The organism is Pseudomonas sp. MCal1, from assembly GCF_026341415.1.
Taxonomy (GTDB): domain Bacteria; phylum Pseudomonadota; class Gammaproteobacteria; order Pseudomonadales; family Pseudomonadaceae; genus Aquipseudomonas.
Window position 1 is genome coordinate 14,715 of record NZ_JAKUMP010000024.1, and the last position, 25,430, is coordinate 40,144.

At 60.4% G+C, this 25,430-nt stretch carries 25 protein-coding genes; 8 read left to right on the forward strand and 17 right to left on the reverse strand.

Annotation, left to right across the window (positions count from 1 at the left end):
• Positions 1 to 19 precede the first annotated feature (19 nt).
• The 4 genes from MKZ87_RS28075 (at position 20) to pdxH (ending at position 5,641) form a co-directional block, all read left to right on the forward strand.
• On the forward strand, positions 20 to 2,500 hold the full coding sequence (locus MKZ87_RS28075; RefSeq protein ID WP_234204605.1) for a beta-galactosidase: 2,481 nt from the start codon (positions 20 to 22) through the stop codon (positions 2,498 to 2,500).
• A gap of 106 nt (positions 2,501 to 2,606) precedes the next feature.
• On the forward strand, positions 2,607 to 3,752 hold the full coding sequence (locus MKZ87_RS28080) for a serine hydrolase domain-containing protein (protein ID WP_234204607.1): 1,146 nt from the start codon (positions 2,607 to 2,609) through the stop codon (positions 3,750 to 3,752).
• 113 nt (positions 3,753 to 3,865) lie between these two features.
• Positions 3,866 to 4,969: an OmpA family protein gene (locus MKZ87_RS28085; RefSeq protein ID WP_227234647.1), complete on the forward strand. Its 1,104-nt coding sequence runs from the start codon at positions 3,866 to 3,868 to the stop codon at positions 4,967 to 4,969.
• A 24-nt stretch (positions 4,970 to 4,993) separates the two neighbouring features.
• Positions 4,994 to 5,641: a pyridoxamine 5'-phosphate oxidase gene (pdxH, locus tag MKZ87_RS28090; RefSeq protein ID WP_085702643.1), complete on the forward strand. Its 648-nt coding sequence runs from the start codon at positions 4,994 to 4,996 to the stop codon at positions 5,639 to 5,641.
• 5 nt (positions 5,642 to 5,646) lie between these two features.
• Here pdxH and MKZ87_RS28095 read toward each other — a convergent pair whose 3' ends face one another.
• Positions 5,647 to 5,883: a hypothetical protein gene (locus MKZ87_RS28095; protein ID WP_039771369.1), complete on the reverse strand. Its 237-nt coding sequence runs from the start codon at positions 5,881 to 5,883 to the stop codon at positions 5,647 to 5,649.
• A 166-nt stretch (positions 5,884 to 6,049) separates the two neighbouring features.
• Between MKZ87_RS28095 and MKZ87_RS28100 the strand changes: the two genes are divergently transcribed.
• A complete protein-coding gene (locus MKZ87_RS28100; RefSeq protein ID WP_007969461.1) occupies positions 6,050 to 6,514 on the forward strand; it encodes a glycine zipper 2TM domain-containing protein in 465 nt (154 codons plus the stop codon).
• A 174-nt stretch (positions 6,515 to 6,688) separates the two neighbouring features.
• Here MKZ87_RS28100 and MKZ87_RS28105 read toward each other — a convergent pair whose 3' ends face one another.
• From MKZ87_RS28105 to nhaA, 3 genes are all read right to left on the reverse strand, one after another.
• A complete protein-coding gene (locus MKZ87_RS28105) occupies positions 6,689 to 7,429 on the reverse strand; it encodes a zeta toxin family protein (protein ID WP_085697426.1) in 741 nt (246 codons plus the stop codon).
• Positions 7,426 to 7,695, reverse strand: a complete 270-nt coding sequence (locus MKZ87_RS28110; RefSeq protein ID WP_085697427.1) for a hypothetical protein — start codon at positions 7,693 to 7,695, stop codon at positions 7,426 to 7,428. The genes MKZ87_RS28105 and MKZ87_RS28110 overlap by 4 nt, the downstream gene beginning before the upstream one ends.
• A 199-nt stretch (positions 7,696 to 7,894) precedes the next feature.
• Positions 7,895 to 9,082, reverse strand: a complete 1,188-nt coding sequence (nhaA, locus tag MKZ87_RS28115; RefSeq protein ID WP_234204609.1) for a Na+/H+ antiporter NhaA — start codon at positions 9,080 to 9,082, stop codon at positions 7,895 to 7,897.
• 246 nt (positions 9,083 to 9,328) lie between these two features.
• Here nhaA and MKZ87_RS28120 point away from each other — a divergent pair, with 246 nt between their 5' ends.
• On the forward strand, positions 9,329 to 10,423 hold the full coding sequence (locus MKZ87_RS28120) for a PLP-dependent cysteine synthase family protein (RefSeq protein ID WP_085697429.1): 1,095 nt from the start codon (positions 9,329 to 9,331) through the stop codon (positions 10,421 to 10,423).
• Between the two features lie 65 nt (positions 10,424 to 10,488).
• Here the strand turns inward: MKZ87_RS28120 and MKZ87_RS28125 are convergent, their stop codons facing one another.
• The 3 genes from MKZ87_RS28125 to MKZ87_RS28135 form a co-directional block, all read right to left on the reverse strand.
• Positions 10,489 to 12,102, reverse strand: a complete 1,614-nt coding sequence (locus MKZ87_RS28125; RefSeq protein ID WP_085697430.1) for an NAD(P)/FAD-dependent oxidoreductase — start codon at positions 12,100 to 12,102, stop codon at positions 10,489 to 10,491.
• Between the two features lie 95 nt (positions 12,103 to 12,197).
• Complete coding sequence (locus MKZ87_RS28130) at positions 12,198 to 12,851, reverse strand: COG3650 family protein (protein ID WP_085697431.1); 654 nt, start codon at positions 12,849 to 12,851, stop codon at positions 12,198 to 12,200.
• A gap of 59 nt (positions 12,852 to 12,910) precedes the next feature.
• Complete coding sequence (locus MKZ87_RS28135) at positions 12,911 to 13,510, reverse strand: short chain dehydrogenase (RefSeq protein ID WP_085702647.1); 600 nt, start codon at positions 13,508 to 13,510, stop codon at positions 12,911 to 12,913.
• 103 nt (positions 13,511 to 13,613) lie between these two features.
• Here MKZ87_RS28135 and MKZ87_RS28140 point away from each other — a divergent pair, with 103 nt between their 5' ends.
• Positions 13,614 to 14,522: a LysR family transcriptional regulator gene (locus tag MKZ87_RS28140; protein WP_085683276.1), complete on the forward strand. Its 909-nt coding sequence runs from the start codon at positions 13,614 to 13,616 to the stop codon at positions 14,520 to 14,522.
• Here MKZ87_RS28140 and MKZ87_RS28145 read toward each other — a convergent pair.
• From MKZ87_RS28145 to MKZ87_RS28185, 9 genes are all read right to left on the reverse strand, one after another.
• Positions 14,471 to 14,986: a DoxX family protein gene (locus MKZ87_RS28145; RefSeq protein WP_266202198.1), complete on the reverse strand. Its 516-nt coding sequence runs from the start codon at positions 14,984 to 14,986 to the stop codon at positions 14,471 to 14,473. The two genes, MKZ87_RS28140 and MKZ87_RS28145, sit on opposite strands and share 52 nt — an antisense overlap.
• Positions 14,983 to 15,741: a DNA-binding domain-containing protein gene (locus MKZ87_RS28150; RefSeq protein ID WP_266202199.1), complete on the reverse strand. Its 759-nt coding sequence runs from the start codon at positions 15,739 to 15,741 to the stop codon at positions 14,983 to 14,985. Before MKZ87_RS28150 ends, MKZ87_RS28145 begins: the two co-directional genes overlap by 4 nt.
• Positions 15,738 to 16,625: a DUF692 domain-containing protein gene (locus MKZ87_RS28155; protein WP_266202200.1), complete on the reverse strand. Its 888-nt coding sequence runs from the start codon at positions 16,623 to 16,625 to the stop codon at positions 15,738 to 15,740. The genes MKZ87_RS28150 and MKZ87_RS28155 overlap by 4 nt, the downstream gene beginning before the upstream one ends.
• 25 nt (positions 16,626 to 16,650) lie before the next feature.
• A complete protein-coding gene (locus tag MKZ87_RS28160) occupies positions 16,651 to 16,959 on the reverse strand; it encodes a DUF2282 domain-containing protein (protein WP_085697436.1) in 309 nt (102 codons plus the stop codon).
• 158 nt (positions 16,960 to 17,117) lie between these two features.
• Entirely contained in the window at positions 17,118 to 17,819 is a 702-nt protein-coding gene (locus MKZ87_RS28165) for an ABC transporter ATP-binding protein (RefSeq protein ID WP_003222380.1), read from the reverse strand.
• Positions 17,820 to 18,587, reverse strand: coding sequence for a high-affinity branched-chain amino acid ABC transporter ATP-binding protein LivG (livG, locus tag MKZ87_RS28170; RefSeq protein WP_085697437.1), 768 nt, complete (start codon positions 18,585 to 18,587; stop codon positions 17,820 to 17,822). It lies immediately after the preceding gene.
• Positions 18,584 to 19,840 carry a high-affinity branched-chain amino acid ABC transporter permease LivM gene (locus MKZ87_RS28175; RefSeq protein ID WP_085697438.1) on the reverse strand — a complete coding sequence of 419 codons (1,257 nt, stop codon included), beginning with the start codon at positions 19,838 to 19,840 and terminating at the stop codon, positions 18,584 to 18,586. Before MKZ87_RS28175 ends, livG begins: the two co-directional genes overlap by 4 nt.
• Positions 19,837 to 20,760: a high-affinity branched-chain amino acid ABC transporter permease LivH gene (gene livH, locus MKZ87_RS28180; protein WP_007959165.1), complete on the reverse strand. Its 924-nt coding sequence runs from the start codon at positions 20,758 to 20,760 to the stop codon at positions 19,837 to 19,839. Before livH ends, MKZ87_RS28175 begins: the two co-directional genes overlap by 4 nt.
• A 231-nt stretch (positions 20,761 to 20,991) precedes the next feature.
• The gene (locus tag MKZ87_RS28185) at positions 20,992 to 22,119 is read right to left on the reverse strand and encodes a branched-chain amino acid ABC transporter substrate-binding protein (protein WP_064382946.1); all 1,128 of its coding nucleotides are present in this window, start codon (positions 22,117 to 22,119) and stop codon (positions 20,992 to 20,994) included.
• A 350-nt stretch (positions 22,120 to 22,469) separates the two neighbouring features.
• On the opposite strand from MKZ87_RS28185, the gene MKZ87_RS28190 reads away from it, so the two are divergent.
• Positions 22,470 to 22,775 carry a DUF2288 domain-containing protein gene (locus MKZ87_RS28190; protein WP_085697439.1) on the forward strand — a complete coding sequence of 102 codons (306 nt, stop codon included), beginning with the start codon at positions 22,470 to 22,472 and terminating at the stop codon, positions 22,773 to 22,775.
• Between the two features lie 332 nt (positions 22,776 to 23,107).
• Here MKZ87_RS28190 and MKZ87_RS28195 read toward each other — a convergent pair whose 3' ends face one another.
• Entirely contained in the window at positions 23,108 to 25,309 is a 2,202-nt protein-coding gene (locus MKZ87_RS28195) for a hypothetical protein (RefSeq protein WP_085697440.1), read from the reverse strand.
• Positions 25,310 to 25,430 lie beyond the last annotated feature (121 nt).

A 25,430-nucleotide genomic window follows, 5' to 3' on the forward strand; every position in this document is an offset into this window, starting at 1 on the left:
TAGGGAGAATTCCGTTCTCATGATTCGTCGTTCGTTGCCTGCCATTTTTGCCCTGGTTTTCGCTGGCCCCTTGCTGGCGGCACCTGCCGGCCAGCAGACCCTGTTCAACTTTGTCCGCCCCGCCGATGTGGTGAAAGTGGCGACCGAAAACGCCGACCTGCCGCAAGCCAACGCCGAGCAGACCCCGGAAGGTGAAGTGCTGCGCCGGGTGACGTTCAATCCGACGGCCCGCCCGACCTTGCGTCTGTCCCCGCAGACCGGTGCCTGGGACTGGTCGCAGTCCGGCATGATGAGCCTGCGCATCCAGAGTGCGATGAACTGGGCGGTGACCGTCTACGTACAAATCCAGAGTAACGACGGCAAGACCCTGGTCAGCCGCGTTGATCTGCCGGCCGGCCCGGCGCAGACCTTGCTGGTGCCATTGACCGCGACCTCGCCACTGAGCCAGGGCATGAAGGCCGGGCCAGTGATGCCGATGACGATTGACGGGCAGCGCATCCTGCTGGCGAGCAGCAGCGGTGAGCTGGATCGCAGCCAGGTGGTATCGGTCAGCCTGTCGATGGACCAGCCGAAAGCCGCGCAAAGTCTGTTGCTTGAGCGTTTTGGCGTGCAGGACGAAGGTGAGGTGATCAAATCCGCCTACGGCAATCTGGTGGATGCCTATGGCCAATCGACTCGCGGTAAGTGGCCGGAAAAAGTCGCCAACGACGAACAACTGAAATCCGCCGCCGCCAAAGAACAGCAACAACTGAAAACCTGGCTGGCCGAGCGCGAAAAGTCGTCGCTGGACAAGTTCGGTGGCTGGAATAAAGGCCCGGCGTTCAAGGCCAGCGGTTTCTTCCGCACCGAAAAGCGTGACGGTCGCTGGTATCTGGTGACGCCCGAGGGCCATCCGTTCTATTCCTTGGGCGTAAACACTGTCAGCCCCGAGGTCAACCAGACCTACGTGGCCGGTCGCGAATACATGTTCGAATCCCTGCCCAAACCAGGAGAGCCGCTGGCCAGCCACTTCGGCGAAGGTGACAACCGTGGCGGTAACGGTGTCGATCAGGGCCGTGGTTACAATTTCGGGCGCTGGTACGACTTCTACGGCGCCAACCTTCAGCGCCTGTATGGCGAGCCGTGCATCCCGGACAGCGGCAACAAAGCCGGAGTGGCCGAAGCCGCCAAGGCTGGCGCCGCAGAAGAGGCGGCAACCAACGCCAGTGCACCGGTAGCCGCCTCCGAACAGCCGAAAGCCGGGGTCGCCGAGTCGGCTGCCACCACCGGGCAAAGCGTAGCGACACCGTGCAACAACACGGTCGACGAGCAAAAGTGGGCCAGCCACACCCTTGATCGCCTGCAGGCCTGGGGCTTCAACACCGTCGGTAACTGGAGCGCCCCCGTCCTTGGTGACGCCGAGCGCATGCCGTACACCTTGCCGCTGTCAATCGTCGGCGACTACACCAGCATCAGCACCGGCACCGACTGGTGGGGCGGCATGCCTGACCCGTTTGATCCACGTTTCGCCATGGCCACCGAGCGCGCCGTGGCGATTGCCGCCCGCGATCATCGCGATGATCCGTGGCTGATCGGCTACTTCGCCGACAACGAACTGGCCTGGGCCGGCCCCGGAGATGATCCGAAATCTCGCTACGCGCTGGCTTACGGCACCTTGAAAATGACTACAGACGTGCCGGCCAAACGTGCGTTCCTCAAGCAGTTGCGCGACAAGTACCGCAACCAGGCGGGGCTGTCGAGGGCCTGGGGGATTGATCTGCCGGCATGGGAATTGATGGAAGACCCGGGTTTCGAGGCGCCACTGCCGAATCCGGAGCATCCGGAAATCGAGGCCGACTTCAAATACTTCCAGAAGGTTTTTGCCGACACCTACTTCAAGACCATTTCCGACTCGCTGAAATGGCACGCGCCGAACCAGTTGCTGCTCGGCGGCCGTTTCGCCACCAGCACCCCGGAAGCGGTGGCCTCCTGCGCCCAGTATTGCGACGTGCTGAGCTTCAACATGTACACCCTGCAACCGCAGGACGGCTATGACTTTGCCGCGTTGCGCAGCCTCGACAAACCGGTGCTGATCACCGAATTCAACTTCGGCTCCACCGACCGTGGCCCGTTCTGGGGCGGCGTGACCCCGTTGAGCAAGGAAGAAGATCGCGGTCCGGCCTACGCCAACTTCCTCAAGCAGGCGCTGAGCGAGCCGTCGATTGTCGGCGTGCACTGGTTCCAGTATCTGGATCAACCGGTGACCGGCCGCCTGCTCGATGGCGAGAACGGTCACTTTGGTCTGGTTGGCGTCACTGATCTGCCGTTCCAGGGTTTTGTCGAAGCCGTGCGCAAGAGCAACCTGGCGACCGTCGATCAGTTGAACAAAGAGGCGCAAAAAGCGGCTGCCGCATCGGACAAGGCTGGCCACGAAGCCGAAGGCGGCCGCAAGGCTGACGCCGGCAAAGGCCCGGGGCAGGGCGCTGGCCACAGCGGCGGGCATTCCGGCAACGGTCACTGATCGTTACGAAACCTGAAGACCGCCCGGCCCGCAGCAGTTCCCAAAACCCTCACGGGCTGGAACAATGCGGGCCACTTTGTAGAGCGTTTTCGCCGGGGAGTTGCGGGTGCAGATTCAGGGACATTACGAGCTTCAATTCGAAGCGGTGCGCGAAGCCTTCGCCGCACTGTTCGACGATCCCCAGGAACGCGGCGCCGCGTTGTGCATCCGGGTCGGCGGGGAAACCGTCCTTGACCTCTGGTCCGGTACCGCCGACAAGGACGGCGCCGAGGCCTGGCACAGCGACACCATCGCCAACCTGTTCTCCTGCACCAAGACCTTCACCGCCGTCACCGCGCTGCAACTGGTTGCCGAAGGCAAGTTGCAGCTCGATGCGCCAGTCGCCCGTTACTGGCCGGAATTCGCTGCCGCCGGCAAGGAATCCGTCACCCTGCGCCAATTGCTTTGCCATCAGGCCGGTCTGCCGGCCCTGCGCGAATTGCTGGCACCTGAAGCGCTGTACGACTGGCAAACCATGGTCAACGCCCTCGCGGCCGAAGCACCGTGGTGGACGCCGGGCACCGGTCACGGCTATGCCGCGATTACCTACGGCTGGCTGATCGGCGAATTGCTGCGGCGCGCCGACGGCCGCGGGCCGGGGGAATCGATTGTGGCGCGGGTCGCCAAACCGCTGGGGCTGGATTTCCATGTCGGTCTGGCCGACGAAGAATTCCATCGCGTGGCGCACATCGCCCGGGGCAAGGGCAACACCGGTGATGCGGCCGCCCAGCGCCTGCTGCAAGTGACCATGCGTGAGCCGACAGCCATGACCACCCGGGCCTTCACCAATCCGCCTTCGGTGCTCACCAGCACCAACAAGCCGGAATGGCGGCGCATGCAGCAACCAGCGGCCAACGGCCACGGCAATGCCCGCAGTCTGGCAGGGTTCTACGCCGGTCTGCTCGACGGCAGCCTGCTGGAAAGCGAAATGCTCGACGAATTGACCCGCGAACACAGCCTCGGCGAGGACAAGACCTTGCTGACCCGCACCCGTTTCGGTCTCGGCTGCATGCTCGATCAACCCGACGTGCCGAATGCCACTTACGGCCTCGGCCCGCGTGCATTCGGGCATCCGGGTGCCGGCGGTTCCATCGGTTTTGCTGATCCGGAGCACGATGTGGCCTTTGGATTTGTGACAAATACACTGGGGCCGTACGTCTTGATGGATCCGCGCGCGCAGAAGCTGGCGCGGGTACTTGCCACTTGTCTGTAAAGCGTCGCCCGAGGTTCCAGGGCCGGAACCTCATGGCGATTTTCGTTTCAAAGCGTCTGTTTATCCGGGCGAAAGTCCTCTGATTGTTCACTAATTCTTTTTGTGGGTTTCCAATGTCGTCCAAACAAACTCTCGCCCTGGCCCTGTGTTTCGCAATCACCGGTTGTGCACAGACTCCGAAGAACGACGCCGATGGCGGCAGCTGGTGGCCGTTCGGTTCTTCCGACAAAGTCGCCGCCAAGGAGCCGGCTCCGGCACCTGCACCGTTGAAACCGGCTGCTGCCGCGCCGGTGGCCAAGGCCGAGAGCAGCAACCCCTGGTACTGGCCGTTTGGTTCGGACGACTCGGCGGACAAGGCTGAAGTGAAAGCTGAAGCCAAGCCCGAGGCAAAACCGGTCGAAGTCGCCAAGGCTGAGGCCGACAAGGGCGGCAAATGGTGGTGGCCGTTTGGCGGCAAGGAGCAGGACACGGCCAAAGTCGTGCCGATGCCCGATCCGAAAGTGACTCAGGCCTGGCTGGATGATTACGAGCCGCGCCTGCGCACCGCGATCAAGGACAGCAACCTGCAACTCGAGCGTCGTGAAAACGTACTGGTCGTAACCGCGCCGGTGGAAGGCTCGTTCAACCCGGATCGCCCGGCGATGCTGTTGCCGGTAACCCTCGGCCCGTTCACCCGCGTGGCGAAAATCCTTGAAGCCGACCCGAAAACCGCCGTGCTGGTGCTCGGTCACAGTGACACCACCGGTGCCGCTCCGGCCAACATCAAGCTGAGCCAGGAACGTGCCCAGGCGGTGGCGGCGATCTTCCGTCTCAGCGGTCTGCAGCGTGATCGCCTGATGCTGCGCGGCATGGGTTCCGAAGCACCGCGCGCCGCCAACGACAGCGTTGAAGGCCGTGCCCTCAACCGTCGTGTCGAACTGCTGGTGACCCCGCAGAACACCATGGTTGCGCTGCTGAGCAAGTACAACATGCCAGCACCGAAGCCAGTGACCATGGTCGCCGCTCAGGACGTCAAGCCTGCCGCCAAACCGGTGACCCCGGCGCCGGCTGCGAAGAAGGCCGCCGTACCGGCCACCAAAAAGGCCCCGGCCAAGAAAGCTGCTGCCAAGGCTCCAGCGAAGAAGGCCCCGGCCAAGGCTCCGGCGAAAAAGACCGCGCCCGCCAAAGCTGCCGCAACCGACAAGAAAGTCGCTGCGACCGATACCACCAAAAAGTGATCCGCTAACGAAAAGGAATGCGCCGTGACCCAGTCTCTGGCAGATATGCGTCGTGATTACACCCGGGACGGCCTGACCGAGGCGCAAGCCCCGGCCGAGCCCTTTGCGTTGTTTCACCAGTGGTTTGCCGAAGCGGTGAAAACCGAACAGGCGCCAGTGGAAGCCAACGCGATGACCCTGGCCACGGTGGATGCGGACGGCCGTCCGCATTGCCGCATTCTGCTGCTCAAGGGGCTGGACGAGCAGGGCTTCACCTTCTTCACCAACTACGAGAGTGCCAAGGGCCAGCATCTGGCCGCGAACCCCTTTGCCGCCATGACGTTCTTCTGGCCGACCCTGGAGCGCCAGGTGCGGATTGAAGGGCGGGTGGTGAAGGTCTCGCCCGAAGAGTCCGACGCGTATTATCAGGTGCGACCGCTGGGCAGCCGACTGGGCGCCTGGGCTTCACCGCAGAGCCGGGTGATCAACGGCCGGGGTGAACTGGAAGACTTGCTCAAGGCGACCGAACAGCGCTTCACCGACACTCAGCCTCACTGCCCGGAACACTGGGGCGGCTACCGCTTGCTCCCCGAACGCATCGAGTTCTGGCAGGGCCGCGCGAGCCGTTTGCACGATCGCCTCAACTACCGTGTGCAGGGCGCCGAGTGGATTCTTGAACGTCTGGCACCCTGAGCAGTCTACCGAGCGGGATAACCTGCCGCAGCGGCCTCAAGCCACTTCGGCAGGTCCCGGCGCTTGATCTTCTGTGCCTGAGCCTGCTCCAGCCGTTCAAGCATGAATGCGCGTTTGCCTTCATCCTTGCCGGCCAGTGACAAGGCCAGATCGCGATCCATCCAGCGTTTGATCCGCACATACAGCCACCAGTGGAAGTACAGGCCGGCGGCGGTGGTGACGACAATGATGAAGTAATCCATGGAAATCCTCGGGTCGACGACGCAGGAAATGGAATTTGGCGCTACTGTTGGGTGAGTTCGCGGGTGCCTGTACCGGACCTGAATGAAAGCAACTTTATCCGGGCCACGTCGTGACAGGCGTCAAGCTGCGGAGTTTAATGAATACCTGTCCTTTGGAGTTGATGCTATGCGTAAGTCTGTTCTGCTGGTTGCTTCCTTTTCCACGATGGCGATGTTGCTGACCGGCTGCCAGTCGAGCCTGACCGGTGACTCCTACTCCCGTGACGAAGCGCGTCGCGTGCAGACGATTCGCATGGGCACCATCGAATCCCTGCGTCCGGTGAAAATCGAAGGCACCAAGACCCCGATCGGCGGCGCCGCCGGTGCAGTGGTCGGCGGTGTCGGCGGCAGCGCCATCGGCGGCGGTAAAGGCAGCATCGTTGCAGCCGTTATCGGTGCCGTGGCCGGCGGCCTGATCGGTTCGGCCACTGAAGAAGGCCTGACCCGCACTCAAGGTGTCGAAATCACCGTGCGCGAAGACGACGGGAGCATGCGCGCCTACGTGCAGCAGGTTCAGGAAAATGAAGTGTTCCGCGTCGGTGAGCGGGTACGGATTTCGACTGTCGGCGGGACCAGCCGCGTTTCGCACTAAGCGCAAACGAGCGGTAAAGGAAAACCCCGATCAGGTGACTGGTCGGGGTTTTTGTTTGGTGTTCAGCAGGGATCGCGATAGACGAATGCGATTTGGTAGGACGTATCTTTAAAGGCGTGGGGGATTTTCGACGTGAATAAGGGCCGACATTAAGAGAAGTCGAAGGCTTGTGATCTAGATCAGTTTATCGAGTACGAACTCTTTAAACCAAGGTGGCTGTACGTCTGATTTAATTTCAATCAGCTCCCCGTCCGTAATCTCTGCTACATGTGTCAGTCCTTCGCTACCTTCGTCGGAGTTATCAAAGATATAGGCTCTGTTCGAGGTGAGGATTGCGTCCGATAGAAGCGCCAGAGATCTCCAATAACGCTTTCGTATCTTTTCAGGAGGAACGTTGTGACCACCCTGCGATACGCGATAGGCAACCCTGGCAACATTGATTTCCGGGTCGGCTGTTGCAACGTAATAGACGTAAACCCTATACCCGGATCTCTGGGCTTCGTAGAGCAAATCGACCTTGTCTGAGGAGGACATTACAGTTTCGAACGTAAAACTGATTTTCTCTTTGATCAGAGAACGCCGTATGAAGTCGGAGAGAGCGGAGGCTACATATGAGTCGATTTGAGTATCCGAGAAGCTGAGCCTGTCACCTTCAATCGCAATCGAATCCAATTTTGCCAATGACTCCGGAGCTTTTTTCAGCAGGGCGTGGCTGCGGAAAAAGTCGAAAATGTCATTTTTGTGAGATTCGATGCGATAGGTGGTGAAATCAAAATATCCAGTGTCCTTGATTGCACGCTCTATATCATCCGGGTTTATGTAATTGCCTAATAGATGCGCAGGAACCAACCGATTAAAGGTGCTTTTTCCTGATCCATTTGGTCCGGCGAATATACGTATCCTCGGTGTGCTCAAGAAACGACCTGTTTAGACAGTTTGCTGATGTGCAGGCGAGTCCCGCTTTTCAGGTTTCCATAGGTGCCGATCGAACGCAGTGCGACTGAAGACTTTTCTGTCACTTCAAACAACTGACCATCTTTGGCGACAAGCACCGCAGCCCCATTGGCAAGTGCCATTTTGTAGGCGTTATTGAACGCTTTCAGGGCAATGTCCGGAATATAAGATTCCTGCACGGCGATCTGACTGTCCGTCATGGGGCGCTTTTCTGCTTTGCGTGACATGGAAAACTCCGAAAAAACGTTCTGGGGTAACGCTGCTGTCAACAGAAGATATAGCACACTTGAAAGGCTCAGGTTAAGCGCTGCGAGCAGCACCAACGGGACACTTACCAACGGTTTGCAGGGGGCTGGAGCCCAATCATGTGTGTGAATCTTTCATTGAATCCTGGGCCTTCCAGCGAGAGGCGCCGTATTGATCGTGTTAACTGCTTTGAGTGGATCTTTTTCTGCTCGCCGCCAACGTCACCGCATAACCGATCAATGCCGCGAACACCGAACCGGTGAGAATGCCCATCCGGTCCATCCCGGCGTATTCACTGGCACCCGGCACGAAGGCGAGGGAGCCGACAAACAGGCTCATGGTGAAGCCGATCCCGCAGAGGATTGCCACGCCCAGCACCTGGCCCCAGTTGGCGCCCTGAGGCAGTGCGGCGATGCCGGATTTGACGGCGAGCCAGGTCAGGCCGAACACGCCGATGGTCTTGCCCAGCAGCAGGCCGACGGCGATGCCCATCGGAACGTGGTGGGTGAAGCTTTCGGCGGTCACGCCGGTCAGCGACAGGCCGGCGTTGGCGAAGGCGAACAGCGGCAGGATGCCGTAGGCGACCCACGGGTGCAGCGCGTGTTCGAGGGTCAGCAGTGGCGAAGGCTCGGCATTCCTGGTGCGCAGCGGAATGCAGAAAGCCAGGGTCACACCCGCCAGCGTCGCGTGAACACCGCTCTTGAGCACGCAGACCCAGAGGATCAACCCGATGATCATGTACGGTCCGAGCTTGACCACCCCGAGCCGGTTCATCGCCACCAGCGCCGCGATGCACGCGGCAGCGAGGCCCAGCGACAGGGTCGAGAGCTCGCCGGAGTAGAAGATCGCAATGATCACGATGGCGCCGAGGTCGTCGATGATGGCCAATGTCATCAGGAACAGCTTCAGCGACACCGGCACGCGCTTGCCGAGCAAGGCCAGCACGCCGAGGGCGAAGGCAATGTCGGTGGCGGTCGGAATGGCCCAGCCGTCGAGGGCGGCCGGGTTGTCACGGTTGAGGAACCAGTAGATCAGCGCCGGCACCAGCATGCCGCCGATGGCCGCCGCGCCGGGCAGGACGATCTGCGACGGTTTCGACAACTGGCCGTCGAGCACTTCGCGCTTCACTTCCAGGCCGATCAGCAGGAAGAACAGCGCCATCAGACCGTCGTTGATCCACAGCAGCAGGGGCTTGGCGATCTTCAACGCGCCGATCTGCGCCACCACCGGAGTGTCGAGCAGGCCGCTGTACAACCACGACAGCGGCGAGTTGTTGATGATTAGAGCCAGGATGGCCGCGGCGATCAGTAACAGACCGCTGGCAGCTTCCAACTGAAAGAAACGCGTGAAAGTGCTACGCAGAGGCAAGGTCGCTCTCCATCGATAAAGTCAAAAGGTGGCACACCCTAACCCGTACTGTTAGTTGTTAAAACAAAAGTTATATTCTTTTTTGTTATATATGGTTACAAGGCGCATGCCAGACCTGCAGCAGAGCCTAGCAGTTGCCAAAGGTATTGAAGCTCAGCTGTATCTGTCAGTGCTGTAGGTTTTTTCCTAAGCTTGGGGGCTGAGCCTGTGAAGGCACTTCTGCCCGATTCAATGAGAACGACAGCCATGAGTGACAACCGACAGTGGGCCCGCGAAGCCATCCGGATCATCGAAGCGGACTTCCAGCGCAGCGCCGACACTCACCTGATCCCCTTGCCGCTGCCGGGGTTCGCGGGCATCGAGTTGTACTTCAAGGATGAATCCAGCCACCCGACCGGTAGCCTCAAGCATCGGCTGGCCCGTTCGCTGTTTCTCTACGCCTTGTGTAACGGCTGGCTGAAACCCGGCGCGCCGGTGATCGAGGCGTCCAGCGGTTCGACGGCGATTTCCGAAGCGTACTTCGCGCGGATGCTCGGCCTGCCGTTCATTGCGGTGATGCCGGCGACCACGTCCAGGGAAAAGATCGCGCAGATTGCGTTCTACGGTGGCCAGAGTCATCTGGTGCAAGACCCGACGCAGATATACGCCGAGTCCGAACGCCTGGCCCGCGAGCACGACGGTCATTTCATCGACCAGTTCACCTACGCCGAGCGCGCCACGGACTGGCGGGCGAACAACAACATCGCCGAGTCGATCTTCCAGCAGATGCGCTACGAGCAACACCCGTGCCCCACCTGGTTGATTTCCAGCCCCGGCACTGGCGGCACCACCGCGACCCTCGGCCGTTACGTGCGTTATCGCCAGCACTGCACCCGTGTGCTCTGCGCCGACGCCGAGCGTTCGGTGTTCTTCGACTACTACCAGACCGGCGACGCGAGTTTGCGGCTGGATCACGGTTCGCGGATCGAAGGTATCGGCCGGCCACGGGTAGAAGCGTCGTTCCTGCCGAAGGTGATCGACGCGATGGTCAAGGTGCCGGACGCCTTGTCGCTGGCGGCCATGCATTACCTGGCGCAGCGTCTGGGCCGGCATGTGGGCGGGTCGAGCGGGACCAACCTGATCGGTGCGTTGATGGCGGCGCAGCAGATGAAAGCGGCGGGGGAGTCGGGGTCGATCGTGGCGATCCTGTGCGATGGCGGCGAGCGCTACGCGGACACCTATTACGATCAGGCGTGGCTCAAGGCGCAGGGCTATGAGCTGGAGGGATTGATAGCGGTCGTGGCGGCGAGTGCCGAACGGGGTGAGGCGCTGCCGGCCAGCGTATTACGCGCCAATATCTGACGCCGAATACCTCTGTGGGAGCAAGCTCGCTCCCACAGGGGTTGTGTCACTTCAAAGCATGTTTATCAGGCTTCGAGGCCCAGGATGTCTCGTGCCACGGCTTCCGCAATCCGAATCCCGTCCACACCCGCCGACAGAATCCCGCCCGCATAACCCGCGCCTTCGCCGGCCGGGAACAGACCTTTGACGTTCATGCTCTGCAGCGCCTCGTTACGCGTGATGCGCAGCGGTGACGAGGTGCGGGTCTCGATTCCCGTCAGCACCGCATCGTGCAGTGAATAACCGCGAATCTGTTTCTCGAACGCCGGCAATGCTTCACGAATGGCTTCGATGGCAAATTCCGGCAGCGCCAGGGCCAGATCGCCCAGAGCGACGCCCGGTTTGTATGACGGCTCGACTTCGCCCAACTCGGTCGAAGGAATGCCATTGATGAAGTCGCCGACCAATTGCGCCGGCGCCTTGTAGTCGCTGCCGCCGAGGATGAAAGCGTGGGATTCCAGACGTTCCTGCAACTCGATCCCGGCCAGCGGGCCGCCCGGATAATCGACTTCCGGGGTGATGCCGACAACGATGCCGGAGTTGGCGTTACGCTCGTTACGCGAGTACTGGCTCATGCCGTTGGTGACTACGCGGTTCGGCTCGGAAGTCGCCGCCACCACCGTGCCGCCCGGGCACATGCAGAAGCTGTAGACCGAACGGCCGTTTTTGGCGTGGTGCACCAGTTTGTAGTCGGCAGCGCCGAGTTTCGGGTGACCGGCGTATTTGCCCAGTCGCGCGCGGTCGATCAGCGATTGCGGGTGCTCGATGCGGAAACCCACCGAGAACGGCTTGGCTTCCATGAACACACCACGGCTGTGGAGCATGCGGAAAGTGTCGCGGGCACTGTGGCCCAGCGCCAGAATCACGTGTTTCGAATGCAGGATCTCGCCGCTGGCCAGTTCGACGCCGACCAGTTGGCCGTCCTCGATCAGCACGTCGGTGACACGCTCCTGGAAGCGTACTTCACCGCCCAGAGCGCGGATTTCTTCACGCATGGTCTCGACCATGCCGGTCAGACGGAACGTACCGATGTGCGGCTTGCTGACGTAAAGAATTTCTTCCGGCGCGCCGGCCTTCACGAATTCATGCAGAACCTTGCGGCCGAGGAATTTCGGATCCTTGATCTGGCTGTACAGCTTGCCGTCGGAGAACGTGCCCGCGCCGCCTTCGCCGAACTGCACGTTGGACTCGGGGTTGAGCACGCTTTTACGCCACAGGCCCCAGGTGTCCTTGGTGCGCTGGCGCACTTCGGTGCCGCGCTCGAGGATGATCGGCTTGAAGCCCATCTGCGCCAGCAACAGGCCGGCGAAGATCCCGCACGGGCCGAACCCGACCACGATCGGGCGCTGGCTCAGGTCGCTTGGCGCCTGGCCGACGAATTTGTAGCTGACATCCGGCGCCATGTTGACGTTACGGTCGTCGGCGAACTTGCCCAGCACTTTGGCCTCGTCGCGCACTTCGAGGTCGATGGTGTAGATGAAGCACAGTTCGGAGGACTTTTTGCGCGCATCGTAGCTGCGCTTGAACAAGGTGAAATCGAGCAGGTCATCGCTGGCGATGCCCAGGCGTTGCACGATGGCAGCGCGCAGGTCTTCGTCGGGATGGTCGATCGGCAGCTTGAGTTCGGTGATTCGTAACATGACAGGATCCGGTTCGCGGGGCGCACAACTGCGCCAGGGCGTTTGAAGGCGGCGATTATAAGCCGCAACGGCCGGATCTCGTGAGGGTAAAACGATCAGTCGTTACGTGAACCGCCGAAATACCCGCAACCGCGCTGTACCATGCCGTCGATACGCAACTCGGCGCTCATGTGCTGCACGCTGCCGGTGTTGCTGTCGACGCAGCGCTGCGGCGCTACCCACAACTCGATGCGCTGGTTGTTGGCTTCGCTGCTGAGGTTGAAACGACCGTCGCCCAGTTGCTCTTCGACGTAGGGCACGGCGAGTGGTGGCTGGCCTTCGCGGTCGATGACCAGGCCCTTGCCGCTGACCTTGACGTTCCATTCCGGACCATGGCCGGCGGCGCGCAGGATCAGCTGTTTGAAGTTGGGGTCGTCACAGGCAGTGCCGGAACGTTCGACGCGATAGAGCTGCGTCAGGTCGAGGCGGTCGCCGGCGATCTTTCCGCGCACGTCTGCGAACAACTTGCCCTGTTGATCGGCCAAGGTGGCGGCCTCTTGCAGGATGCTGGTGCCGCCGATGTCATTGACCACGTACTGGCGCTGCTCGCCGCACGCCTGGAAAACCAGTTTGCCGTCGGCAGCGGTCAGTTGTCCCTGCATCCGCGTCTGGCCGACGTGGGAGGCACTTTCCCGCGCACCATCGAACAACTGGCACGCGGCAAACAACGGGAGCAGGGCAACAACGATCAGGGAACGGGCAACACGCATCTTTGGCTCTCCAGACAAGTGTCGCCACGTTACGCAGGCTGACCGTTCATCACAAGGGTTTAGCCCACGTGAAATGTCTGACCTGTCTGCAAGCCTTCGACACTTTTGGCGTAGGCCAATGCCACATCCGCCGCAGGAACCGGCTTGTAGCCACGGAAGTACGGGGCGTAACTGCCCATGGCTTCCACCAGCACGGTCGGGCTGATCGAGTTGACGCGCAGACCGCGTGGCAGCTCGATGGCCGCTGCGCGGACGAAACTGTCGAGCGCGCCGTTGACCAGTGCCGCCGACGCGCCGCTGCGGATCGGATCGTGGCTGAGCACGCCGGTGGTGAAGGTGAAGGATGCGCCGTCGTTGGCGAATTCGCGGCCGATCAACAGCAGATTGACCTGGCCCATCAACTTGTCTTTCAGGCCGAGGGCGAAGCTGTCTTCGGTCATTTCACCCAGCGGGGCGAAGGTTACGTTGCCGGCGGCACACACCAGCGCGTCGAACTTGCCGGTCTGTTCGAACAATTTGCGAATCGATGCGCTGTCGCTGATATCCACCTGGAAATCGCCGCTGTTGCGGCCGATACGAATGACTTCATGACGCTGCGACAGCTCTTTGTCCACCGCCGAACCGATGGTGCCGCCGGCGCCGATCAACAGAATTTTCATCGTGATTGCCTCAAGTGATTGAACGAGGTTTCAGTCTAGAGTGGTTTTTTCTGCGGATAAGCGCACTAATGGGCAACCTTTGGTTTTCAAACGGAAACAATCCATGAGCGAGATGGATGATCTGGCGGCGTTCGCGGTGTTGATCGAGGCCGGCAGTTTTACCCTGGCGGCGCAGCAATTGGGGTGCAGCAAGGGGCAGCTGTCCAAGCGTATCAGTCAGCTGGAGGCGCGTTTTTCCGTGGTGTTGCTGCAACGTACGACGCGTCGGCTGAGCCTGACCGCGGCCGGTGCGGCGTTGTTGCCACAGGCACAGGCGCTGGTAGTCCAGGTAGAGCGAGCGCGTCAGGCATTGGCGCGATTGAAGGACGACATGGCTGGCCCGGTGCGTATGACGGTTCCGGTGTCGCTGGGAGAAACGTTCTTCGACGGTTTGCTGTTGGACTTCTCGCAGAAATACCCCGAAGTGCAGATCGAACTGGAGCTGAACAACAGCTACCGCGACCTGTCCCGCGACGGCTTCGATCTGGCGATTCGCACCGAGGTCGCCAATGACGAGCGACTGGTGGCCAGGCCGCTGCTGGCCTGGCAGGAAATGACCTGCGCCAGCCCCGCCTATCTGGAACGTTTTGGCGAACCACTGACGCCGCAGGCACTGGCCGAACACCGTTGCCTGCTCAACAGTCATTACAGCGGTCGCGAGGAATGGCTTTATCACCAGCAACACGAACTGCTGCGGGTGCGGGTGTCGGGACCGTTCGCCAGCAATCACTACAACCTGTTGAAGAAAGCCGCACTGGCCGGCGCCGGGATCGCTCGCCTGCCGTCCTATCTGTTGCAGGCGGAATTGGCTGACGGCCGATTGCGCTGGCTCCTTCGCGATTTTCAGACCCGTCGCATGCCGATGTACCTGGTGCACCCTTATCAGGGAGGATTACCGAAACGGACTCAGGTGCTGGCGGATTACCTGATCGGCTGGTTCAAACTCAGCGGCGAAGCGCTGGACCGGTTGTAGTGCCTGGCGATCAGGTGATCGATCGACACTTTGCCCGGCCCGGTGGCCATCAGGTACAGCAGAACCGCTGCCCAGGTGCCGTGAGTCGGGTAGGCGTCGGGGTAGACGAATAGCTCGATGACCAGCGTCATGCCCAGCAAGGCCAGCGCTGAAAACCGTGTGGCGAAGCCGATCAGGATCAGCATCGGGAAGAAGTGCTCGGCAAACGCCGCCATGTGCGCGGCGATGTCCGGCGACAGCAACGGCACGTGGTATTCGCTCTGGAACAGCGGAATCGTCGAGTCCGCCAGATGCGGCCAGCCAATCTGGAATGTTCCGTCGATCAGGTCGATGGCCAGGCCCTCGACCTTGGTCTGTCCGGATTTCCAGAACACCGCCGCGATGGAAAAACGCGCGATGAAGGCGATCAGGCTGTGTGGGATTTTTTCCAGCAGCGCGATGGCGCGCGCAACGAGACAGTTCATGACGACACCTTTGGATAGAAATGAGTGATGACTTGGCGGTTGATCAGCAGGGCGAGGGTCTGGCTGAGGTCGAAGGCTTCGGCGGACTCCAGCGCCTGCGTGAGTGACAGGCCGGCCTTGAGGTGGCGAATGAACTGGCCGGCGCCGCGATCCACGGCGAACACCTCGACCTCCAGTCCGTTGCGCAGAATCAACGCGTGTTGGGCGTGAAGAGGATCGATCCCGGCCAGTGTGGCGTCGTGCTGATGCGCGGCCCAGATGTTCACTACGGCGAAGCTTGAATCGAGCAGATGCAGCGAAGGGTGCAGGCCGATGCGCAGTTCATTCAGCGCATCGGCATCTGCAAACACGGCGGCGATCCGCTCCTGACTCAAAGGCAAAGCATCGGCCGCGTGATAAGCCAGCGTGCGCAAGCGTTCCAGCCGCGCGACGTCGGCCAGATAGGGGACGCTCGCGGCAGGTTCGAATCTGCTGATGAAGTCCGCCAGCTCACTGCCGTAGTCGCTCATCAACGGACTGTGTGGCGGATGGCTTTGCACGAAAACGCCGGCCATGGCCTGGAAGAATTCGTCACCCACCAACTGCATCACCACGGGATAGCTGTCGGCCAGTGCGTTGATCAGCGAACCCTGCACGTTGTTGCGGTAGACCGCGAAACGGCTGGCAGGATCGGCGCCGTTGGTGCTGCACAAACCGTCGGGGCAGGGCAGCCCGGTATCGAGCAACGCAGCGCTGAACGCGGTTTGATTACTCATGGCCGAGCTCCCGCACCCAGCAACAGCGCATCGGCCTGCTGCGCTTCTGCCAACAGCACGTTAAAGGCCGGCACCTGATTGTCCCGTTCGATCAGCGTCGCCACCGGGCCGACGCGTTCCAGCGCTTGCCGGTACAACGACCAGACGGCTTGATCGATTGGCGCGCCGTGATCGTCGATCAGCAAACGATCACCGTGGCTGTCGGAGTCTTCAGCAAACCCCGCCAGATGAATCTCGCCCACTGCGCGCAGAGGTAGTGCGTCGAGATAGGCCAAGGGATCACGTTGATGGTTGATGCACGAGACGTAGACGTTGTTCACGTCCAGTAACAGGCCGCAGCCACTGCGCCGGACGACTTCACGGATGAAATCCGCTTCGTCGATGGTCGAGCGCTCGAACGCCAGATAGGTTGCCGGGTTTTCCAGGAGCATCGGGCGTTTGAGGGTGTTCTGCACCTGGTCGATGTGGTCACAGACGCGGTTCAGCGTCGGTGTGTCATACGCCAGAGGAAGCAAATCATTGAGAAACACCGGGCCATGGCTGGACCAGGCCAGGTGTTCGGAAAAGGATTGGGGTTGATAGCGCTCGATCAGTGCCGCCAGGCGTTTGAGGTGCTGGACATCCAGCGCGCCTTCGGTACCGATAGACAGCCCGACACCGTGCAGCGACAGCGGATACGCCTCGCGGATCAAACCCAGAAAATGATGGAACGGGCCGCCGGCCACCATGTAGTTTTCGGCGTGGACCTCGAAGAATCCGATGTCCGGAAGAGAACCGAGCACTTCACGAAAGTGCCCGGTCTTGAGCCCCAGCCCGGCGCGGGGCGGGAGCCCGGTGAGGGCTGCCCGAGTGCGGGGGGAGGCATGGTCGCAGGAGGTGATCATGTTCGTCACTCGGGCAGGCCGTGGATCAGGACTTGGCCTTGAAGGCTTCCATCTGGCCGAAACCGGTCGGCGAGGTCTTGCTTTCGGTGGTGGTGCAGGTGCCTTTCGGTACGAATTTCCAGGCGTTGGCCTGGTAATCCATTTTCGCTGTGCCTGCGCAGGTGGTGCCGGCGCCGGCGGCGCAGTCGTTATGACCTTTCATGGCCACGCCGAAGCATTTTTCCATGTTGCTGTTGTCGGCGGCCTGAGCGGTCGAAACGGCGGCCATGCTCAGGGCAGAACCGAGGGCCAGAACCAGGGCGGTGGCGGACAGGGTGCGGGTGGTAGCAGTCATGATGTTTCTCCGGTCTTTTACTTGGATTGAACAAGCGAATGCGCTTGCTTGCCCCACTAGAGAAACGACTTGGCGATGCGTTACAGCGATCGGTAAAAGTTTTTTTCCGGCACAAACAGAAAACGGCCCGAAGGCCGTTTTCTGTTTGCTGCGATCCATCAACCGCCGAGGTACGCCTCGCGTACTTTCGGGTCGGTCAGCAGCGCTTCACCGGTGCCTTGCATGACCACCCGGCCGTTCTCCAGCACGTAGGCGCGGTCAGCGATTTTCAGTGCCTGGTTGGCGTTCTGCTCGACCAGGAATACCGTCACACCATCCTTGCGCAGCTGTTCGATGATGTCGAAGATCTGCTGGATGATGATCGGTGCCAGGCCCAGCGACGGCTCGTCGAGCAGGAGCAGTTTCGGCTTGCTCATCAGCGCGCGGCCGATGGCGAGCATTTGCTGTTCGCCGCCGGACATGGTGCCGCCACGCTGGTTGAAGCGTTCTTTCAGGCGTGGGAAAAGTCCGAGAACCTTGTCCATCTGTTCCTGATAGTCGCCCTTGTCGGTGAAGAATCCGCCCATGGACAGGTTTTCTTCGACAGTCAGGCGGGCAAACACCCGACGGCCTTCCGGCACCACGGCGATGCTTTTGCGCATGATCTGCGACGAGTCCTGGCCGACCAGTTCCTCACCCATGTAGCGGATGCTGCCACTGTGGGCCTGCGGCGAACCGCACAGCGTCATCAGCAGCGTGGACTTGCCGGCACCGTTGGCGCCGATCAGGGTCACGATCTCGCCCTGGCGGACTTCGACGTTGACGCTGTGCAGGGCCTGGATCTTGCCGTAGAAGGTGGAAACGTTTTCGAACTGCAGCATTTACGCTTCCCCCAGGTAGGCTTTGATCACTTCAGGATTGTCGCGGATCTGTTCGGGCGTGCCGTCGGCCAGAGGCGTGCCCTGATTGATCACGACGATGTGGTCGGAAATGCTCATGACCAGTTTCATGTCGTGTTCGATCAGCAGCACGGTCACATTGTGCTCTTCACGCAGCACGCTGATCAGCGCCTTGAGGTCTTCGGTTTCCTTCGGGTTCAGGCCGGCGGCCGGTTCGTCGAGCATGAGAATCCGCGGACGGGTCATCATGCAGCGGGCGATTTCCAGGCGACGCTGCTGACCGTAGGCCAGGGTGCCGGCGGGGCGGTTGGCGAACTCTTTCAGGTTGACCTTTTCCAGCCAGTACTCGGCGAACTCCATGGCCTCGCGCTCGCTCTTGCGAAACGCCGGGGTCTTGAACAGGCCGGACAGGAAGTTGGTGTTCAGATGACGGTGCTGGGCGATCAACAGGTTCTCGACCGCCGTCATGTCCTTGAACAACCGCACGTTCTGGAACGTGCGCACCACGCCTTTGAGGGCGATCTTGTGGCCCGGCAGGCCCTGGATCGGCTCGCCGTCCAGCAGGATGCTGCCGCCCGACGGCTGGTAGAAACCGGTCAGGCAGTTGAACACGGTGGTCTTGCCGGCGCCGTTCGGCCCGATCAGTGCCACCACCTGTTTTTCCTTCACGGTCAGGGCCACGCCGTTGACCGCCAGCAGGCCGCCGAAGCGCATGCTCAGATTTTCGACTTTCAGGATCTCGCGGCTCATTTGCGCAGCTCCATGTGAGGACGTTGCATGGGCAGCAGACCTTGAGGTCGCCAGATCATCATCAGCACCATCAGGGCGCCGAACATCAACATGCGGTACTCACTGAACTCACGCATCATTTCCGGCAGCAGGATCATCACCACAGCCGCGAGAATCACGCCCAGCTGCGAGCCCATGCCACCCAGCACCACGATGGCGAGGATGATCGCCGACTCGATGAAGGTGAACGATTCCGGCGTCACCAGACCCTGACGGGCGGCGAAGAAGCTGCCGGCAAAACCGGCGAAGCTCGCGCCCAGGGTGAACGCCGACAGCTTGATCACGGTCGGGTTGAGACCCAGCGCACGGCAGGCAATCTCATCTTCACGCAGTGCTTCCCACGCACGGCCGATCGGCATGCGCAGCAGGCGGTTGATGATGAACAGCGCCGCCAGCGCCAGCAGCAGGGCAACCAGGTAGAGGAAGATCACCTTGTTGATCGAGTTGTATTCCAGGCCGAAGTACTCGTGGAAGGTTTGCAGGCCTTCCGCGGCCTTGCGTTCGAAGGTCAGGCCGAAGAACGTCGGTTTCTCGATGTTGCTGATGCCGTTCGGGCCGCCGGTGATGTCGGTCAGGTTACGCAGGAACAGGCGGATGATTTCCCCGAAACCCAGGGTCACGATCGCCAGATAGTCGCCGCGCAGACGCAATACCGGGAAACCGAGCAGGAAGCCGAACGTCGCCGCCATCAGGCCGGCAATCGGCAGGCAGATCCAGAAGCTCAGGCCATAGTAGTGCGACAGCAGCGCGTAGCTGTAGGCGCCGACGGCGTAGAAGCCGACGTAACCCAGGTCGAGCAGACCGGCCAGACCGACCACGATGTTCAGGCCCAGGCCGAGCATCACGTAGATCAGGATCAGCGTCGCGATGTCCACCGCGCCACGGGAGCCAAAGAACGGCCACACCAGCGCACCGATGATCAGCGCGATGATGAAGTAGCGCTGGGTGGTCGGCAGGGTCAGGAAGTTGCTGGCCTTGGCCGGGATCAGCGGCATGCCAGGCGACGAACGCCACGCCTTGCTGATCTGCTGGTTGAACAGCACCCGCAGGAACATCAGCACCGAGCAGATGGCGATGGTCGCCAGAATGGCCGGGCTGGTGTTGTGCACTTCCAGGTTGATGCCGACGATGGTCAGTTTCAGACCCAGTACCGGATAGGCCACGGCCCAGACCAGCAAGGCGCTGAACAGCGCCTGTTTAAGATTCCTGTTCATACTTTCTCAACCTCCGGACGGCCCAGAATGCCGGTCGGACGGAACAACAGCACCAGAACCAACAAGCCGAAAGCCACGACGTCCTTGTACTGGTCGCCGAAGATATCGGCGCCAAAGGCTTCCGCCACCCCGAGCACCAGCCCGCCGAGCATGGCGCCGGGGATGCTGCCGATCCCGCCCAGTACCGCAGCGGTGAAGGCCTTGAGGCCGACGAGGAAACCGGCGTTCGGGTTGATCACGCCGTATTGCATGCTCAGCAGCACGGCCGCGACGGCCGCCAGCGCAGCACCGATGACGAAGGTCAGGGCGATGATGTTGTTGGTGTTGATGCCCAGCAGGTTGGCCATCTTGATGTCTTCGGCGCAGGCGCGGCAGGCGCGGCCCAGGCGAGAGCGGGAGATGAACAGCGTGAGGCCGAGCATGGCGATCAGGGTCACCACGAACACCACGATTTGCATGTAGGAAATCAGCACTTCATGTGCGCCACCTGGGCCGAAGGCAAAATTGCCCGGAATCAGGTTGGGGATAGCTTTGTCCTTGGAGTCTTGCGCCAGCAGAACCGTGTTCTGCAGGAAGATCGACATACCGATCGCGGAAATCAGCGGGATCAGACGGTTGCTGCCGCGCAACGGGCGGTAGGCAATGCGTTCGATGCTGTAACCGTAGGAGCTGGTGACGACGATGCTGGCGATGAAAGCCACGGTCATCAACAGCGGGACGCTTTCGAGTCCCATCATGGTCAGCCCGGCGATGGCGATGAACGCCACGTAGGAACCGATCATGTACACCTCGCCGTGGGCGAAGTTGATCATTCCAATGATGCCGTAGACCATCGTGTAGCCGATGGCGATCAGGGCATACATGCTGCCAACGTTCAAGCCGTTAACCAGCTGTTGGAAGAAGTGATAGATGTCAGGCATTACAGCGCTCCTAAAAACCTGATACGCATTTCACTGGTGGAGTCATTTTCCCGCCCGGTCCCGTGGATCTTTATCCACTTCGAATCCGGGTTTTGCCAGCGAACCGCTGATGACGGTTTTGAGATTTTCAGGTGGGGAGACTGGCGGATCACGCCAGCGCGGCCCAATACATTCGTAAAACAAAGCCCACGGCACGCCGTGGGCTTTATTGGCAGTCAGTCAGGCAGCGCCTTACTGAGGCGACACTTCGGTTTTAGGTTTGCCGTTGTGCCACTCGTAAACCACGAATTTGAAGTCCTTCAGGTCGCCCTTGGCGTCGAAGCTCAGATCGCCGGTCGGGGTCTTGAAAGTACCGGCATGGATGGCTTCAGCCACTTTGGCAGGGTCTTCGGACTTGGCCGCAGCGATACCGCCGACAATCACTTCAACTGCCGAGTAGGACGGGAACACGAACGGACCGCTCGGGTCTTCTTTCTTGGCCTTGAATGCATCGGCCAGGGCCACGTTGGCCGGATCCTGGTCGAAGGATTTCGGCAGGGTCACCAGCAGGCCTTCGGACGCGTCCTTGGCGATCTGGGTGATCGAGTCGTTACCCACGCCTTCCGGACCCATGAACTTGGCTTTCAGGCCTTTTTCCTGGGCTTGACGCAAGATCAGGCCCAGCTCCGGGTGGTAGCCGCCGTAGTAGACGAAGTCGACGTTGGCTTGCTTGAGTTTGGCGATGATCGCGGAGAAGTCCTTGTCGCCGGCGTTGACGCCTTCGAACACGGCAACCTTGGTGCCTTTCTTCTCGAGGGTGGATTTGACGGCGGTGGCGATGCCTTCACCGTACTGCTGCTTGTCGTGCAGCACGCCGACGATTTTCGGCTTCACGTGATCGGCAATGTAGTTACCGGCGGCAGGGCCCTGGGCGCTGTCCAGACCGATGGTGCGGAAGACCATTTTGTAACCACGGTTGGTGATGTCCGGGCTGGTGGCAGCCGGGGTGATCATGATCACGCCTTCGTCTTCGTAGATATCCGAAGCAGGCTGAGTGGAGCTGGAGCACAGGTGACCGACCACGAACTTGACGCCGTCGTTGACGACCTTGTTCGCAACCGCTACCGCTTGTTTAGGATCGCAAGCGTCATCGTATTCAACGGCTTCGAGCTTCTTGCCGTCGACGCCGCCTTTGGCGTTGATCTGTTCGATGGCCATTTTCGCGCCACTGAACTGCATGTCGCCGTACTGGGCTACTGGACCGGTTTTGGGGCCGGCGATACCGATCTTGATGGTGTCAGCCGCGAACGAATGGCTGGCAACCCCGGCCAGAACCATAGCGGCAAACAGTTTGGAAATCTGCTTAGTAGCCTTAGTCATAGTGCTCCACTCTTACTGTTGTATTTTTTAGAGTCCTGACGCCGTAGCAGCAGAACCGGGACAGATATCTGGGCGATACCCTCCGGAAAAGCCCCCGGCAACTGTACCGGTACAGTGTAGAGCGCCGGTTGTTGGCCTGGGAAGCTGGCGCCAGGGGGCAAAACCTGAGGGTGTCGCTTAAATGAAAGAAAAAGACAGAATTGCGGCTGGGCGTTCAGAGGGTTTATGCCCAATCATCAGCATTCCCTGGCGTTCCTGCTCTTTTCATTCGGTACGGCCTTTTGCAACCGGGTTTTTCTGCCGGACCACCGACGTTATCATTCGCGCCGATTTCTTTTCCGGACAGTCCCATGAATCAAGAACCTAGCACCCTCTATGCCAAGCTGCTTGGTGAAACCGCAACTATTACGTGGAAGGAGCTGGAGCCCTTCTTTGCCAAGGGTGACCTGTTATGGGTCAGCGCCGAGCTGGATTTGATCGCCGTAGCAGAGGCAATGGCATCGAATCAGAGCGCGAAAGTGGCTGCCTGGCTGGGCGAAGATAAGGTCGCCAAGCTCTCTGCGCCGCGGGCGCAAGACATTCTTGAGCGCGATCCCGAGTTGTGGTCGGTTGTGGTGCGACCGTGGATTCTGATCCAGGAAAGGGCGTCGCGCTGAATCGATGCCCTTTTGTGGTGCGTGTCACTGCCGGGAAAAAGTGTGTAGCCGAGTAGCGTGATGGCACGTTGCCGTAGAGAAATGCCACAAGCGTGGGTGGCATAACGGTGACGTAAACGTAACGGGCACAGTTCAGTAAGCAGCCTAACGGCTGCTTAATTGTTTCGGGATGTTGGAAAGACTGAAATTTCCAGGGAATTTCGGGGCCTCATCGCTGGCAAGTCGAGTCGTCGCACCGCAGCTCCCACAGGGGCCGAGTGAACACAATATTGTGGACACCACGAAAACTGTGGGAGCTGGCTTGCCAGCGATGGGGGCGACCCGGTCTTCGATCAGACCGAGTAAGACTTGCCAGTATGGTTATTGAGGGAAATAACCTTGGTCTTGCCGATCCGGTGACGGTAGATCTCGCGCAGGTACTTGATCGACTTCTTCACGCAATCGCGCGACAGGCGAATGTCGTTGATCGAGACAAACTTCTCTTTGTCGTTGATCAGCTCGCGGTACTTCTTCTCGTACATCGGCTTGATCGCATACCAGTTGGTATCCAGGATTTTCGCCGGGTTCTCGAACTCGTTCAGCAGGTCGTCGATGCGGTCTTCGTCGAATGCTTCGCTGATGATGAAATCGAGGATCGAATTGTCCAGGGTGTCGTCGAAACGGTACGGGGTCTTGGCGAAGCAACGCTTGATGAACGCCACGATCAGCGTCAGGAAGTCGTCCGACAGGCACGGGCTCTTGGCGATCAGGGTGGTCAGCGACAGGTTGGCCGAGGCGCCGATCACCAGCGCGTAGCGCTTGAGCGTGGTGTTGGGGAACAGGCTGTTGAGGTGGGTCTTCAACCGGTTCAGGTCCATGTACGACAGCTTGTAGTCTTTTGGCAGCGAAACGATCGAGACCACCGACGAGCAGTTCTTGAAGAAGTGCAGGTCGTGCAGCGCGGCCGCGTCGTAGCCGGAATTCTTGTACTGCTCCAGCGACGCGCGATAGCGCTTGGACTCGATCGGCAACAGGCTGATGCCTTCGATGGCCTGGGTCACTTTGTTGAAGTGCGGCAGGTCGATCGAGCGGAAGAACAGGTCGTCGATGTTCAGGCGCTGCGGCTCTTTGTCGAACACCTTGAATTTGTCGCTGCTCGGCGGCGGCGTTTCCGGCACCACGGACTCGGCGTAGGCAATCGCCACCGGGCCGGCCAGGCTCATGAACAGGTCGTTGGCATCCAGGCGAATGGTCTCGCCGATGTCGATGCCGGCGCGACGGAAATAGTTCTGGTCGTAGTCGGTCGTAACCGCCTGGGCCGTCAGAATGTTGAAGATCTGCTGCGAGATATATTGGTTGGCGTGTTTCTCCATCGCATTGACATCAATGTTCTGGATGTTGCCGTCATCGCTCTCTTCGGCGTAACGCATGATGTCGTTGGAGATCAGCATCATCGCGTTCCATGGGCGGATACGGCCCATGACGCTGGCTTCGCTGCTGTCTTCGTTGGCGAAGTTGTACGAGAAATCCCATTCTTCCGACAGGTATTTGCACAGCAGGCGACCGGCGTTGATGTGCAGCGCCTCGGACATTTCGCTGCGGTGGTCGGAAATGTTCGGCAGTACGCAGATGCCGCTGGTGAAGATCGGTTCGAACACGAACGAATGACCGCTCTTGCCGTCATGCTCGTCCATCGGCTTGGTGTCGAACGTCTTGTTCATGTACGAGTGCTGCTGGGCTAGGCCGAATTCCGAGGCCATGCCCGAACCGGTACCGCCGCCGGCACTGAAGATCGAGAAATACAGGCGCGACTGGTTGGCCTTGATCCCGCAGCTGTCGATCAGGTACGAGTGGATCATTTTCCAGTCAGGGCTGGAGAAGCGCTGGGTGTCCTTGTTGAGGATGATCTTCGCCAGATACTGGCCGAGGATCGGCGCGTTACCGGCGCCACCGGCGTGGACTTCCGACAAGTCCATGATCTTCATCTTGCTGTAATCGCGCAGGAAACCGCTTTTTTCGCCCTTGCGCGAGAAACGGATGCGCCCGGCAATGTCCTTGTCGAGGTCGCCGAGCATCACCAGCGGTTCCACCAGAAACACCGGTTTGCTGCCCTTGTTCGGGCCGATTCGCAGGTTGGTCTTGATCCACTGGGCCGGGCTGTAGCCTTTGTCGGCCAGGCGACGCTCGCTCGAAGGACGATCTTCGTTGTTGAATTCGTTGAGGTAGAACTTGCGCGCGTTGTACACCAGCTCCGCCACGTCGAGGGCGATGTTGGAGCCGCAGCGACCGAGGCCGATCAGGCACACCGAGGGGAATTCCTGGTCGTTGTGCTGTTCGTTGTCGCCTTCCAGATGCGGCGGGCGCGGGAACACCAGGTCACGCAGGCCATCGAGATTGTCGAGGATGCGGTCGGTATTGGTTTCGGTGAAATACAGGTATTGCTGGGTGCCCAGCGGACGCGAAGGTGGCAATGGCTTCATTGGGGCAGGGCTGTTCGCCGCAGGGCTCAGAGTCAGATCGGATACCGCAGTGGCCGGATTGTTTTTAGAAGTCATTGTGCGCCATTTACCTGGACTGGTTGGATCGGCGACCGCTGTCGTCGAGCCTCACGGAATGGGAATCTCGCGTCTTTTTTCTGCGCGTGTTTGGCCCGTGCGTCAGGGTGATGGCCTGAGT

What these genes read in the sequence shown, in the direction of transcription:
- MKZ87_RS28130 (WP_085697431.1), bottom strand. Translation starts at nt 12,851, where the DNA reads ATGCGTGTTGCCCGTTCCCTGATCGTTGTTGCCCTGCTCCCGTTGTTT.
- MKZ87_RS28190 (WP_085697439.1), top strand. Translation starts at nt 22,470, where the DNA reads ATGAATCAAGAACCTAGCACCCTCTATGCCAAGCTGCTTGGTGAAACC.
- MKZ87_RS28155 (WP_266202200.1), bottom strand. Translation starts at nt 16,625, where the DNA reads ATGATCACCTCCTGCGACCATGCCTCCCCCCGCACTCGGGCAGCCCTC.
- MKZ87_RS28165 (WP_003222380.1), bottom strand. Translation starts at nt 17,819, where the DNA reads ATGCTGCAGTTCGAAAACGTTTCCACCTTCTACGGCAAGATCCAGGCC.
- MKZ87_RS28160 (WP_085697436.1), bottom strand. Translation starts at nt 16,959, where the DNA reads ATGACTGCTACCACCCGCACCCTGTCCGCCACCGCCCTGGTTCTGGCC.
- MKZ87_RS28095 (WP_039771369.1), bottom strand. Translation starts at nt 5,883, where the DNA reads ATGGATTACTTCATCATTGTCGTCACCACCGCCGCCGGCCTGTACTTC.
- MKZ87_RS28085 (WP_227234647.1), top strand. Translation starts at nt 3,866, where the DNA reads ATGTCGTCCAAACAAACTCTCGCCCTGGCCCTGTGTTTCGCAATCACC.
- MKZ87_RS28100 (WP_007969461.1), top strand. Translation starts at nt 6,050, where the DNA reads ATGCGTAAGTCTGTTCTGCTGGTTGCTTCCTTTTCCACGATGGCGATG.
- MKZ87_RS28075 (WP_234204605.1), top strand. Translation starts at nt 20, where the DNA reads ATGATTCGTCGTTCGTTGCCTGCCATTTTTGCCCTGGTTTTCGCTGGC.
- MKZ87_RS28185 (WP_064382946.1), bottom strand. Translation starts at nt 22,119, where the DNA reads ATGACTAAGGCTACTAAGCAGATTTCCAAACTGTTTGCCGCTATGGTT.
- MKZ87_RS28135 (WP_085702647.1), bottom strand. Translation starts at nt 13,510, where the DNA reads ATGAAAATTCTGTTGATCGGCGCCGGCGGCACCATCGGTTCGGCGGTG.
- MKZ87_RS28120 (WP_085697429.1), top strand. Translation starts at nt 9,329, where the DNA reads ATGAGTGACAACCGACAGTGGGCCCGCGAAGCCATCCGGATCATCGAA.
- MKZ87_RS28110 (WP_085697427.1), bottom strand. Translation starts at nt 7,695, where the DNA reads ATGTCACGCAAAGCAGAAAAGCGCCCCATGACGGACAGTCAGATCGCC.
- livG (WP_085697437.1), bottom strand. Translation starts at nt 18,587, where the DNA reads ATGAGCCGCGAGATCCTGAAAGTCGAAAATCTGAGCATGCGCTTCGGC.
- MKZ87_RS28150 (WP_266202199.1), bottom strand. Translation starts at nt 15,741, where the DNA reads ATGAGTAATCAAACCGCGTTCAGCGCTGCGTTGCTCGATACCGGGCTG.
- MKZ87_RS28145 (WP_266202198.1), bottom strand. Translation starts at nt 14,986, where the DNA reads ATGAACTGTCTCGTTGCGCGCGCCATCGCGCTGCTGGAAAAAATCCCA.
- MKZ87_RS28125 (WP_085697430.1), bottom strand. Translation starts at nt 12,102, where the DNA reads ATGTTACGAATCACCGAACTCAAGCTGCCGATCGACCATCCCGACGAA.
- livH (WP_007959165.1), bottom strand. Translation starts at nt 20,760, where the DNA reads ATGCCTGACATCTATCACTTCTTCCAACAGCTGGTTAACGGCTTGAAC.
- MKZ87_RS28175 (WP_085697438.1), bottom strand. Translation starts at nt 19,840, where the DNA reads ATGAACAGGAATCTTAAACAGGCGCTGTTCAGCGCCTTGCTGGTCTGG.
- MKZ87_RS28195 (WP_085697440.1), bottom strand. Translation starts at nt 25,309, where the DNA reads ATGACTTCTAAAAACAATCCGGCCACTGCGGTATCCGATCTGACTCTG.
- MKZ87_RS28140 (WP_085683276.1), top strand. Translation starts at nt 13,614, where the DNA reads ATGAGCGAGATGGATGATCTGGCGGCGTTCGCGGTGTTGATCGAGGCC.